The organism is Desulforhabdus sp. TSK, assembly GCF_022836495.1.
Lineage (GTDB): Bacteria > Desulfobacterota > Syntrophobacteria > Syntrophobacterales > Syntrophobacteraceae > Desulforhabdus.
In genome coordinates this window covers 38,523-50,838 of record NZ_BQXM01000022.1, presented here as the reverse complement: position 1 = coordinate 50,838, position 12,316 = coordinate 38,523, and the positions used below count along the sequence as shown (strand labels likewise).

Annotated in this window: 10 protein-coding genes; 5 read left to right on the top strand and 5 right to left on the bottom strand. The window is 54.8% G+C overall.

The window, feature by feature from the left end; genetic code table 11:
• Nucleotides 1-71: 71 nt before the first annotated feature.
• The 5 genes from tpx to MWC30_RS13680 form a co-directional block, all read right to left on the bottom strand.
• Nucleotides 72-587 (bottom strand): thiol peroxidase, encoded by a 516-nt coding sequence (tpx, locus tag MWC30_RS13700; RefSeq protein WP_244084760.1) that lies wholly within the window; start codon nucleotides 585-587, stop codon nucleotides 72-74.
• A gap of 287 nt (nucleotides 588-874) precedes the next feature.
• On the bottom strand, nucleotides 875-1,384 hold the full coding sequence (locus MWC30_RS13695) for a ferritin family protein (RefSeq protein WP_244084759.1): 510 nt from the start codon (nucleotides 1,382-1,384) through the stop codon (nucleotides 875-877).
• 318 nt (nucleotides 1,385-1,702) lie between these two features.
• Complete coding sequence (locus MWC30_RS13690) at nucleotides 1,703-2,764, bottom strand: methyltransferase domain-containing protein (protein WP_244084758.1); 1,062 nt, start codon at nucleotides 2,762-2,764, stop codon at nucleotides 1,703-1,705.
• Nucleotides 2,765-2,955: 191 nt separating this feature from the next.
• Nucleotides 2,956-3,390, bottom strand: a complete 435-nt coding sequence (locus MWC30_RS13685) for a pyridoxamine 5'-phosphate oxidase family protein (RefSeq protein WP_244084757.1) — start codon at nucleotides 3,388-3,390, stop codon at nucleotides 2,956-2,958.
• A gap of 47 nt (nucleotides 3,391-3,437) precedes the next feature.
• Nucleotides 3,438-4,028, bottom strand: coding sequence for a hypothetical protein (locus tag MWC30_RS13680; RefSeq protein ID WP_244084756.1), 591 nt, complete (start codon nucleotides 4,026-4,028; stop codon nucleotides 3,438-3,440).
• Nucleotides 4,029-4,467: 439 nt separating this feature from the next.
• On the opposite strand from MWC30_RS13680, the gene MWC30_RS13675 reads away from it, so the two are divergent.
• The 5 genes from MWC30_RS13675 to MWC30_RS13655 all read left to right on the top strand — a co-directional run bounded on the left by MWC30_RS13675 (nucleotide 4,468) and on the right by MWC30_RS13655 (nucleotide 12,241).
• On the top strand, nucleotides 4,468-4,674 hold the full coding sequence (locus tag MWC30_RS13675) for a helix-turn-helix domain-containing protein (protein WP_244084755.1): 207 nt from the start codon (nucleotides 4,468-4,470) through the stop codon (nucleotides 4,672-4,674).
• On the top strand, nucleotides 4,674-5,150 hold the full coding sequence (gene brxF / locus MWC30_RS13670; protein ID WP_244084754.1) for a BREX-3 system P-loop-containing protein BrxF: 477 nt from the start codon (nucleotides 4,674-4,676) through the stop codon (nucleotides 5,148-5,150). The genes MWC30_RS13675 and brxF overlap by 1 nt, the downstream gene beginning before the upstream one ends.
• 35 nt (nucleotides 5,151-5,185) lie before the next feature.
• The gene (locus MWC30_RS13665; RefSeq protein ID WP_244084753.1) at nucleotides 5,186-8,893 is read left to right on the top strand and encodes a DUF6079 family protein; all 3,708 of its coding nucleotides are present in this window, start codon (nucleotides 5,186-5,188) and stop codon (nucleotides 8,891-8,893) included.
• Between the two features lie 3 nt (nucleotides 8,894-8,896).
• Entirely contained in the window at nucleotides 8,897-9,943 is a 1,047-nt protein-coding gene (locus MWC30_RS13660) for a Fic family protein (RefSeq protein WP_244084752.1), read from the top strand.
• 273 nt (nucleotides 9,944-10,216) lie between these two features.
• The gene (locus MWC30_RS13655) at nucleotides 10,217-12,241 is read left to right on the top strand and encodes an ATP-dependent endonuclease (protein ID WP_244084751.1); all 2,025 of its coding nucleotides are present in this window, start codon (nucleotides 10,217-10,219) and stop codon (nucleotides 12,239-12,241) included.
• The last annotated feature ends 75 nt before the right edge of the window (nucleotides 12,242-12,316 follow it).

Sequence of the window (12,316 nt, the reverse complement as noted above, 5' to 3'; positions counted from 1 at the left end):
CCCTGTCGATCGAATGCGCAGCTTCCATCACTGGTGAGGACTGCGGCGAGCTTTCAAGGCTCAGCATCTCTCTACAGGCAACCCGCCACCGCCTTCAGAACCGCATCGTAATCGGGCTCATGAGTGAGCTCCTTGACGAGCTCCGCATAGCGGAGGGTGCCGGCCTTGGCCACCACAAACACCGCACGGGCCAGGAGTCGCAATTCCTTGATGAGCACACCATAAGCCTGGCCAAAGGCCGCATCGCGATGGTCGGAGAGGGTGACGACGTGCTCCACGCCGGCAGCACCACACCAGCGCTTTTGGGCGAAAGGGAGGTCCATACTGATGGTCAGCACCACCACATCTTTGCTCAGGTTGGCGGCCTCGGCGTTGAAACGTCGGGTCTCTATATCGCACACGGGGGTATCCAGGGATGGAACCGCCGAAATGACAACCACCTTGCCCAGGTAAGAAGACAATTTGACGGGGGCGAGTCCAGTGTCGACGACTTCAAAATCCGGAGCCTTGGCTCCCACTTTCACTTCATTACCGGTCAGAGTGAGAGGGGCTCCCTTCATGGTTACGGCGCCTGCGCGATCTGCCATATTGCCTCCTTTGAGATAGACGATTCGGATTCTCCGACCACTTACACGAAGATCTTTCCCACTTTGGAACGTCCCATCGATCCATACGGGTCGGCACCTCACGCAGCGAAACTACGCATGGGCATCCCTCCTGTCAATACGCCGGGCCATAGTTGTAGGGTGCGTTTTACGCACCATTGTTGACACAAGCATTTCTTCAGTGCGGATGGTGCATAGAATGCACCCTACCCCTGATGTCAGCACCGCTGCAGGGGGACCCTCCGTCCATCAGCCACCTTTACAGGTCATCAACCGCCCCACGGCATGCGCGAATAGACTTCGGATAATTTGTCACGGTATTCCCGGAAAAATTTTTCATGACCCTTTTCCCAATTGGAGAGCATGCCCAAGGCATTTTTCGCCTCTCCTTCCGTCCGGGCGGCCATTTTTTCGTAATATTCGCTGAGGTCTTTTTCGATGAGCCAGGCCGTGTTGAACACCGTCACATCGGGCACCATGGACCCCTCCACGCATTCCTGCAGGAATTCCGATTTCGCCCGTTCGTCGAAGTAGTTGGTGGGCTCCATGGCCTCCACCCCCAGACCCGCTGTCGTGAAGGACTGCTTGTTGTGGAGGTTTTCCAGGATCTTCGAAATGAATACGATATGCTTCTCTTCCTCCTGTATCAGCCGCTTGAAGGCATTCACCGCTGCCCCATTGGCCATACGCTGGAGGGAAACTTCAAAAAAGCTTTTTCCCGTCCTTTCCTGGTTGAGAGCATATTCAAAAATTTTGATCAAATCCTGATTGGTCACCATAGCATTCCTTTTCTATCGATGGTCAACACATTGAAGCCCGTCCAACGGCTCCATCCTCAAAGGATGCAAGCGAAGGGACTCCTCAGCCCTTTTCCCCAGTACACTGACACAGAACACAATGTCCTTTTCGCCACTTGTCATGCCGGCAGTTTTTAAGCCGGCATCCAGTTTCTTTGAGGATTCCGGCTAAAAAACTGCTGCATGACGACTCGAATTGCGGACACTCTACTGTATCGAGTTGTGCTTCGCTACATACCATAAACTCCGGGCGTTCAAATGCCAACCCTTTGGTGCATACTCCCTGCAATCATTCGACGCTCATTCGTCCTCGACAATGCCCTCTTTGAGGGCGTTCAGGGTCGGTACGGGCAGAGGCATGCAGTAGTCGCGCAGGGGATCATACATCAGCCGGTAGGAATAGCCCCGGTTCCCCTGCTTGCTCATGGATTCCCAGCCCCGCAGCAGATAGCCACACTGGTCGTTGAAGCAAAGATACGCATATTCGAGGTCCCACGTGCTGAAAGGTGAGACCGGAACAGTCCATTTCTTCATCTTCTCGCCGCAATAGGGGCAAAGCAGCGTGTCCTTGACGGCCTTCTTCCGACGCTCCAACTCCTCATCCGAGCATTCCTGTCCGGAATAGACACAAACGTCGGGACGCGGCTTCTTCCCGGCTGGCGCCCCTTTCTTATCGGCATAGACGGCATAAATGGGGTCGCTGGGGATTCCAAGGTGTGCATATTTGTCATCCTTGGGACGCGGCCTCCCCTTGGACGTGAAAAAGCTTGGAGATTCGAAGGCATCGGAATACTTGAAAAACTGCTCCACTATGACCACCCGTTCCTGCTCACTGGCTTCCTGCCAGACGCGAGTGGCCTTCCCCGGAAACATGCGGTTGGAAAAGATGACCAGAAAAAGCCCGCCCGGCTTGAGGATGCGCCCCACTTCACCGAATATTTCAAAGGGCCGGGTCATGTAGTCCACGGACACGGTATTGACGACCGCATCGAAAGTGTTGTCGGCAAAAGGCAGTCGTGGATCGACGTTGAGGTCGTGAACCACGAATTCGCCAAGGGCCCTGTTGCCGGAAAGCTCATTTTCGTTCAATCCCAAGCCCACGACCTTACCGGGCTTGAGGGTGGAAGGGATGTGCGAATCCCAACCCGCCATCAGGTCCAGTATGACGGGATTTTCTTCGTTGATGAGCTCCCCCACCAGTTTCTCCACCGTCGACAGGGCAACACTGTCGAGGTGCTGCACGAAGCGGTCGCGAGCATAAAACTCCCTGTCATCGGTTTCGTCCTTTCGAGTAAAAGCTCCTTGGGCAAAAAGGTCATACGGGGACGGGGTGCTTGCCTGGCATCCTGCTGCTGCATTCATTTCAATCCTCCTGGAATAAAAAAGCCGGGTCACACCATGTGTAAACCCGGCTCGTGCCCCAGTCTCTGGGCAGGTTTAACAAGCTCTTTTTCCTCTCTCTTAAAACTTAAAGAAAAATTAATATCAGGGGAACGTTTGTCAACTCGACAGCAGCTGAAGAATACTTCTTTTTTTACAGGCAACTGGGCGGCTCAGCGAACCTTCTCGAAATGAGCGTCCAAAGCGCCACGGAGCAGCAGGAAGGATTCCAGGCGAATACGGAGAACTTCTGCCTCCGGGTGCTTCAGAAGGCCGTCCAGGTGCGGGTGCTTATCAGCCATCCGGGCGAGGACAGCTCCACGCTCCACAGGGTCCTCCATCGGCTCAAAGGTTCCCGAAACCGTCAGCGCCTGGGTTTCAACCCTTGTACGCCCCTCGCTTCCCCGGTCGTCGACGAGGAAGCTTACCTGGGGATTGTCCGATAAATTCTTGAATTTTTGCGTATCCCTGAGCGTCGCCATGAATACGGTTTCAATCGCTTCATCAGTGATATAAGCCATGAGGGAGCAATGAGGCTTGCCGCCCGCGCAGGTCGCCAGCACGCATAGGTCTCGTTCCTTGAGGAAGGCCTTCATCTTCTGGAGCATGGTTTTACCCCTCGTGTTCCCGTTTCTGAAAACGGCTGCGTCCCTAGTCAGGGGCGAACGTCATAAAGTCCAATGGTATTGAGCTGGTACGCTTTCAGCTCCGTCTCCGTACCGGTCAGCATCTCGACCCTGGAATAGAGCGATTGGGCCTGTTCATATCGCCCCTTGGAAAGCTCCATGGTGGTGGCCCCGATGTACTTGGCCTGGACCACGAACAGCCGCTCCAGCAGAGCCGTACGGCGTGCCTCCATAATGCTGCAGCGATCCACCAGCCCCAGGTAATCGGAAAAGAGGCTCTTCCAGGGTCTCTCCCACTTGCGGGACCAGGCAGCCGTTTCGGGAATGCTCTCGAAATCCACCGCTTCCCCCCCTTCTACATATGCCAGAATGGCCGGTGTGCCGCGAATCACCACTTCCATCTCATCCCAGCCCGGCTGCTGCTGGAGGAGTCTCACCCGCTGGAGGAGAGCCTCTGCGTCAGGGTAGAAATTCGCCAGATCCGCATTCAAGACATCCAGAGCCTGGTTGGCCTCACTCGCCTTGGCCTCCGCCTGAGGATTTCGGGCAGGGACCGTCGCACAGCCGGAAGCAGCCGACATGACGCACAGCAAGAGCAAAACAGCAGCAGAACGGAGCATTCCTTCGGCCTCCCACTCTAAAATCACTCCTCCACGGGGACATCACCCCGCCACATTCCCCATGAAACCTCCCGGTACCGGCCGTCCGGGCTGGTACCGGAAGACTACCACGGGGAGCCCGACTATAGGACAACCCATGGAGAACCTCAAGCCCTTCGTGGGAGGGCTGTCGAACCTTCCCGTCCCAGAGCCCGACGGTCTTGACCTAATTATCGCCATGGGCTGCGAAAAACCTGAGGATTCGCAGACGCCGCATCATCCACTGTCTGCAAACCTTTAACCAGCCTGTTACCGACGTATATGAAGTTTACGCCATTGCACCCACCGCGCGAGAAAATTCTGATAAACGTTCGACAACAATTGTCAGTAACTGTAAATTGCAACATCAATATGATGTATTTCGGTTCAACAATGTCTTGACCCTGGGGAGGTGCGCCCGATGGATGAAAAACCAGATGATGTACTGACCATCAAAGAGTTGGCGGCCTACTTGAAGATCCCACAATCTACACTCTACAAGCTCGTTCGGGAAGGCAAGATTCCCTCCCAGAAGATCGGTCGGCACTGGCGTTTCCGAAAAGAAGGCATTGACCGATGGCTCGATGAAACTCGATCCAGCGAGGCGGATTCAGGGGGTGATCCGTAATGGGAGAGCCGCTCGCGGAAAGAAGCATACGAAGCATCGAGCAGGCTGCCAAGCTGTATCACCGCCTCATCATGCTGGTGGCCCCGGCCGGGATGGGAAAGACCGCCGTGCTTCAGGAGGTTCACAAACGCACGAACGCTCCGCTGTTCAATGTCAATCTCGAGCTGTCCCGCCGGATGCTTGACCTCACTGAGCGTCAGCGGGTGCTTCAGTTGCCGCGCATCCTCTCCGATGTAGTGGATGCGGCCCAGGCCGATGTGGTCCTTCTCGACAACATTGAAGTGCTGTTCGATGTCTCGCTCAAACAGGACCCGCTTCGACTGTTGCAGGGGCTCTCCCGGAACAAGACGGTGGTTGCGGCCTGGGGCGGCTCCATTGACGGTGAGCACATGGTCTATGCGAAGCCCGATCACCCCGAATACAAACGATATCCGCTACGGGATTTCCTGGTAGTCAGCCCGGAGGCCTCGGCATGAAGACAAGGAACAAATCCGCTTGGGGGGCAATTGCTGTGAAATACGGAGATCTGATTCAATTCGAGCCAATCGAATCAACCATACAGCTCATTCACGCCGACCAAACCGACCGAGCCCACGAGCACGTAAAAACTTATGTGGTCTCGGAGGAAATGGCCGACCGGCTGACCGCTATCGCCATCCCGATGCTGCAGTTCGAACAGCCGACCGATAATAAGGGATTACTCGTCGTCGGCAACTACGGTACCGGTAAATCACACCTCATGTCGGTAATATCTTCGATTGCGGAAAGTGAGGCACTGGCGGACGGTCTTTCGAACCAGTCCGTCGCGAAAGCCTTTTCTCGTATAGCCGGCCGATTCAAAGTCATCCGAACCGAGCTCGGAGCGACCACCATGCCGTTCCGGGATTTCATCTGCATGCAGCTCGAAGAGGCTTTGGCTCGATGGGGAGTGGACTACCAGTTCCCTCCGCAGGACAAGTTGCCGAATCACAAAGTGGCTTTCGAGAATCTGATGGCTGCCTTCCACAAGAAATACCCAAACCAGGGGTTGCTTCTCCTGGTGGATGAACTGCTGGATTTTCTTAGGAGCCGAAAAGACCAGGAGCTGATCCTCGACCTGAACTTTCTCCGCGAAATCGGCGAGGTCTGCAAGGACCTGCGGTTCCGCTTCATCGCCGGCGTGCAGGAAGCCATCTTCGACAGCCCCCGTTTCGCCTTTGTGGCCGACAGCGTCCGCCGGGTGAAGGACCGCTTTGAGCAAATCCTCATTGCCCGCAAGAACGTCAAGTTCGTGGTCGCCGAGCGCCTGCTCAAAAAGACCGCCGAGCAGCAGGCTAAAATCCGCGAGTACCTCACGCCCTTCACCAAGTTCTACGACCGCATGAACGAGCGGATGGACGAGTTCGTGCGCCTCTTCCCTGTGCATCCGGATTACATCGATACCTTCGAACGGGTGACCGCCGTGGAAAAGCGCGAGGTGCTCAAGACCCTGTCTCTGTCCATGAAAAAGCTTGTCGAGAAGAACGTGCCCGACGACATCCCAGGGCTTATCGCTTACGACGGATACTGGACGACCCTGCGCGAGAACCCGTCTTTTCGAGCGGTGCCGGACATCAAGGCCGTGATCGATTGCAGTCAGGTATTGGAGTCACGCATACAGCAGGCCTTGACACGCCCAGCCTACAAGCCCATGTCGTTGCGACTGATCCATGCTCTATCGGTCCACCGGCTCACCACGGGCGACATATACGCGACTCTCGGCGCGACGGCTGAAGAACTGCGGGATGCTCTGTGCCTATTCCAGCCCGGCATCGAGGAGCTGGGGGGCGATCCCGCCGACGATCTGCTCTCCCAGGTTGAGACCGTCCTGCGGGAAATTCATAAAACCGTGAGTGGACAATTCATCTCCTCCAATCCGGATAACCGTCAGTATTATCTGGACCTCAAAAAGACCGACGACTTCGACGCGTTGATTGAGAAACGGGCCGAGAGCCTGGATTCTTCGCAACTGGATCGCTACTACTATGATGCGCTTCGGCGAGTAATGGAGTGTACCGACCAGACCTATGTGACCGGGTACAAGATTTGGCAGCACGAAATCGAGTGGCTGGAGCGCAAGGCCGCACGCCAGGGATATCTCTTTTTCGGCGCGCCGAACGAACGATCTACCGCAGTGCCGCCGCGAGACTTTTACCTTTACTTCATCCAGCCCTTCGACACACCGCATTTCAAGGACGAAAAGAAATCTGATGAACTGTTCTTGCGTCTGGCAAGCATGGACGAGGAATTCCGCATGGCTCTGGGCAGCTATGCCGCAGCTCTGGACCTCGCGTCCACTTCTTCCGGTCAGGCCAAGTCTACTTATGAATCCAAAGCGTCGAGCTTCCTGCGCAACCTGGTTCAATGGCTCCAGAAGAACATGACCAGTGTCTTCGAAGTCACCTACCAGGGCCGAGCCAAGACCATTGCAGAGTGGACCAAAGGCAAGTCAAGCTCCCAGGAGCGTATCAACTTTCGTGACGTGGTGAACACCGTGGCTGGCATCTGCCTTGGTCCTCACTTCAGCGACCAGGCCCCTGAATACCCGTTTTTTTCAGTTCTCATCTTTGGCGCCTCCCGGGCCCAGGCCGCGCAGGATGCGCTCCGCACCATTTCCGGACAGAAACCAACCAGGCAGGCAACCGCGGTGCTGAACGGACTCGAGCTTCTCGATGGCGATAGGTTGGACCCGTACCGGTCGAAGTACGCCAAACATATCCTCGCCCTTGTGAAGAAGAAGGGCCATGGCCAGGTGGTCAACCGCTCCGAGCTGATCCAGGAAGTTTTTGGAATCGAGTATCTTGCCCCACAGATACTCCGGTTGGAGCCTGAATGGGCCGTGGTCGTACTGGCCGCTCTGGTTTACGCCGGCGAGCTGGTCCTGGCCATTCCCGGCAAGAAGTTCGACGCCACCGGCCTGCCGCAACTGGCCGGAACCGGCATTGACGAGCTCACCCAGTTTAAGCACGTCGAACGGCCCAAGGACTGGAATTTGCCTGCACTCAAAACGCTCTTCGAGTTGCTCGGTCTTACACCGGGCATGGCCCAGCTGGTCACCCAGGGGAATGATGGACCGGTCCAACAACTGCAGAAGGCCATCACCGAAGCCGTGGAACGGCTTGTGCTCACGCAGCAAAACTTGCAGACCGGCCTGTTTTTCTGGGGCCGCGGCCTGCTGCCCGAGGATGAAATCGTGAAGCTGCGCGCCAAGCTCGATCGTACCAAGGCCTTTCTCGAGTCCTTGCAGGCATACACCACGCCCGGAAAGCTCAAGAACTTGCGCTATGATGCTCAGGAGATCACCGGCCATCGCAGTGGGCTCCATGCGTTGGGGGAGATTGAGCTGCTGCAGGAGCTGGTGGGCGACCTCGGGTCCGCAGCCTCATATCTTTCCACAGCCGAGGCGGTTCTACCCACCGACCACGAGTGGATTGAGAAGATGAAGGCTGTGCGTGACGAGGTCCTCGACCGGATGGGCGATCCAGTCAAGCGCGGTGCGGCGGGCTTCCACCAGCAAACCCAGCACAAGCTTAACGATCTCAAGAAAGCCTATCTGCAGACGTACATCAGCATGCACGTCAAGGCACGGCTGGGAGTGAACGATGACAAGCGCAAGGCCAGGCTCATGGGCGATGAGCGACTCAAGGATCTGCAGAAGCTCTCCATTATCGACCTCATGCCGCGCCAACACTTGTTAGACTTCCAGAACCGCCTGGCAGCACTAAAGAGCTGTTTCGAAATGACGGAGCAGGAGTTGGACGCCTCGCCCTTCTGTCCACACTGTAAATTCAAGCCGGTAGCCGAGCCGCCAGGCCCCCCTGCGGCAACCATGCTCGACGACTTTGACGGCGAGCTCGACAAGCTGATTGAGGGATGGACGCAAACGCTGCTGACCAATCTCGCGGACCCGACCACCAAGACCAATCTAGGCCTTCTCAAGCCCGAGCCGCGCAAGCTGATAGAGGATTTCATCAAGAAGGGGGCCCTACCCGACGACCTGAGCCAGGACTTCATCCATGCGCTCAAGGATGTTCTATCCGGACTCACCAAGGTCTCGGTCAAGATCGAGGACCTGCGCGCCGCGCTGCTCTCGGGGGGCTCCCCGGCCACCCCGGCGGAGATGAAAAAGCGGTTCGAGGAATACCTGGACCAACTCACCAAAGGAAAAGAACCCGGGAGGGTTCGGATTGTTGTGGAGTAAACCGTGAAATCGTTCGAATCCGAGTTTCTGGAAAGGCAGCCGATACCTCATTCGTTCCTGCGGACCATCCGATTGTTGGGCGAATACCGAGGAAAGGAAGCACTTTTCAAGGAGCAGACGCCTCAAATACTCGAATCGTTGCGCCAGGTCTCCATTATCCAGAGTACCGAATCATCCAACCGTATCGAGGGAATTGAAGCACCGGCCGAACGGATCAAGAAGCTTGTGGAGCACAAGACCACGCCAAGGAATCGATCCGAACAGGAGATCGCCGGATACCGTGATGCCCTTGCGACGATTCATGCCAACCATGCCAATATGCCGTTTACGGTCGGTATTGTTCTTCAACTCCATCGTGATCTCTATCAATTCGTCGCCCAAGAAGGGGGACGCTGGAAAATGACGGACAACGAGATTACCGAAACCGGGGCGGATGGAACCAAAATTGTCCGTTTCAGGCCGGTTCCCGCGCATCAGACGCCCGAAGCCATGGAGCGGCTCCATACCCTTTTCCGGGAAAAATGGGACCAGGGAGAAATTGATCCTCTTCTGCTCATCCCAGCCTATGTATTCGATTTCCTATGCATCCATCCATTCACCGACGGAAACGGCAGGATGGCGAGGCTGCTGACACTGCTCCTTCTTTACCATGCCGGTTTCGAGGTCGGCCGGTACATCAGTCTTGAGCACTTGATCGAAAATCAGCGTGAAGGATACTACGACGCCCTCTACAAATCCTCTCAGGGCTGGCACGATGGCACACACACCTTGCTGCCATGGTGGGAATATTTCTTGGGCGTGATGCTCCTTGGCGCCTATCGTGAATTCGAGCGTCGAACCGGCGAGCTGACCACTGCCCACGGGGCCAAGAAAGAATTGGTTTTTGACACCATTGGACGCTTGCCGGAGGAGTTTCGGGTGGCTGACATCGAGCGTGTCTGTCCAGGAGTCAGCCGCCCCACGATCAATCGCGCCCTTCGAGATCTCCGCGAGGCCGGACAGATCGCATGCGTCAAGGGAGGGCGCGATGCCATTTGGCGGAAAACGTGATCATGATCGCATTAATATGATCATTTTCGGCCGATTGATCATGTTTATGGAAATGTGATCACGAATACTTTAATATGATCAGACCTGCTGGGATGATCATATTTGGGGTGAGTTGATTGTCTAAGAATGCTTTAACGGGATCTTGGGTGGCTTTTTCTGGGGGGCGACGATTTGTGATCTGACTGGGAATGACCGGATCATTTACCATTTCGGCTTTGACGCCGAGCCGATCTGGTCTGGTCTGTGCCCAAATCGTGACAAAAGGACAATTCAATGAAGCTCTCTCACCTTTGCATACAAAACTTCCGGTCATGTCGTGACATTACTCTAGAAATCGGCGACATGCACGCGCTAGTTGGTGCGAACAACGCTGGTAAATCATCGGTTCTTCGTGCCTTGGATTTCCTCTTCAACCCGAGCACCAAGTCTTTGAACGAGGAAGCCTTCTGGAACAAAGACACCAACCTTGAAATCCGCGTGGAAGCCATCTTCTCAGATCTTACCGAGAAGGAACAGGAAGCCCTGGCCGCTTATTTGAAAGAGGACGGAACGTTCCACATGGCCCGTTCCGCGAGACTAGGCGGCAAAAGCGATGAATCGGAATCCGATTCGGAAAGGGGCGAGGATAAGATCACGGTAGGACAGCACTACAAGAAGCCGATTCCGGAACCGGAATGGCTCCAGGAAGCCAACATCAATGGAAAGAATATCGCCGAATGGTGGAAGAATAAGGATCAACTGGTTGTCGGTGGCGTCAGTTTTGGTGATTCATGGGATAGTGCTATCAAGAAGCCTGCTGTTGAAGACTGGAAAGTGAAAGCCAAGGCATTCGTCTCTGAACACTTTGACAAGATTCCGATGAAGGACGCATGGATCGACAATCCCAAAGGGTATGCCAACGTTCTGAAAGGAACCCTGCCGTTCTTCGTTCTGGTTCCCGCAGTCCGCGATGTGACCGAAGAGTCCAAGGGCACGAAGAGCAGTCCCTTCGGAAAATTGCTGTACGCAATCCTTGACACCGTGACTCAAGAGAAGAAAACGAAGATTGAAGGCATCCTTGGCGAAGTCGCAAAACAAATGAACCGAATGGGAGGCAATGAGCGAGTACCCTTGATTGCCGAAACGGAGAAGCAGCTCAACACGTTGCTGAACGATTTCTTCGCAGAATGCGATTTAGAGATCGAATTTGAGACGCCAACACTTGAGGTCCTTCTCAGCGCGCCGAAACTGTTCGTTGATGACGGTTTCAGGAACGCCGTCGAGAACAAAGGTCACGGCCTGCAGCGGGCTGTTATTTTCACCATTTTGAGGCGCTATGCGGAGCACATGACTTGTTCTCCAGAGGGACGGACCCGCAATTTGATTCTGGCCGTGGAAGAGCCAGAGCTTTACATGCACCCCCAGGCGCAGCGCACCATACGACGCGTTTTCAGAAAGGTCGCAGAAGGCGGCGATCAAGTGCTCTTCTCAACTCATTCATCTCTTCTTGTGGATGTGGCCTATTTCGATGAAATCATCCGGCTGGAAAGCCGTTTCGAGGAAAATAATGGAAAGAAAACAAGGTCAAGCATGGCGTGGCAACTGCCAATAACGAGGATGATAGATGATCTTGAAACACGGGTTTCCCGTCTGAAAGGCAAAGTCACTCCTGAATCCATGCGCGATCTGTATTCCCATGCCTATAATCCCCGGCGCAACGAAGGTTTCTTCGCGTCCAAAATTATCCTCGTCGAAGGTCTCACAGAAGAATACAGTTTGCCGATCTACGCCGATGCACTTCCAAGCTGCGCCTTTGATCCTCAAGGCATCAGCGTTGTGGAATGTGGTGGGAAAGGTCCGATGGATCGTCTTTTCAGGATATTCAATGAACTCCACATCCCTTGTTATATTCTCTTTGATTATGACGACGGCAGTCCGGACAAGAATATCATCAATAAATCCAAAGAACTATTGGCTTTGGCTGGCGAATCGCAGGGGGATGCACCCCAGACTCTGTTTGTTTCCGATTGTATAGCCTGTTTTCCAAAGAAATGGGAAACTGACCTTGAGCAGGAAATCCCGGATGCCGAAACTCTGGCACGAGAAGCCAGAAAAGAGCTTGGGATAAGCGATGATACCGGCAAACCGCTCATTGCTCGATATATCGCTCGCAAACTCACCGAGCGCAAACCGCCTGTTGTCCCTCCGAGTCTGAAGGCAATTATTGAAAAGGCTGTGGCCATAACCTGGAAGCAGAGTTGCCTCAGAGCCGGGACATGCTCATCCGCTGCTGTTGAAGAGGAAGAAACGAACCGATGAACAGACAGAAAACGAAATCTACTTCTTCTGATCACCTTTCTGCTGGCGATGATCAAAGGATTTTGTTCGAAAAAT

Coding starts and splice junctions, on each gene's coding strand:
- tpx (WP_244084760.1), bottom strand. CDS start 587: ATGGCAGATCGCGCAGGCGCCGTAACCATGAAGGGAGCCCCTCTCACT.
- MWC30_RS13695 (WP_244084759.1), bottom strand. CDS start 1,384: ATGGTGACCAATCAGGATTTGATCAAAATTTTTGAATATGCTCTCAAC.
- MWC30_RS13690 (WP_244084758.1), bottom strand. CDS start 2,764: ATGAATGCAGCAGCAGGATGCCAGGCAAGCACCCCGTCCCCGTATGAC.
- MWC30_RS13685 (WP_244084757.1), bottom strand. CDS start 3,390: ATGCTCCAGAAGATGAAGGCCTTCCTCAAGGAACGAGACCTATGCGTG.
- MWC30_RS13680 (WP_244084756.1), bottom strand. CDS start 4,028: ATGCTCCGTTCTGCTGCTGTTTTGCTCTTGCTGTGCGTCATGTCGGCT.
- MWC30_RS13675 (WP_244084755.1), top strand. CDS start 4,468: ATGGATGAAAAACCAGATGATGTACTGACCATCAAAGAGTTGGCGGCC.
- brxF (WP_244084754.1), top strand. CDS start 4,674: ATGGGAGAGCCGCTCGCGGAAAGAAGCATACGAAGCATCGAGCAGGCT.
- MWC30_RS13655 (WP_244084751.1), top strand. CDS start 10,217: ATGAAGCTCTCTCACCTTTGCATACAAAACTTCCGGTCATGTCGTGAC.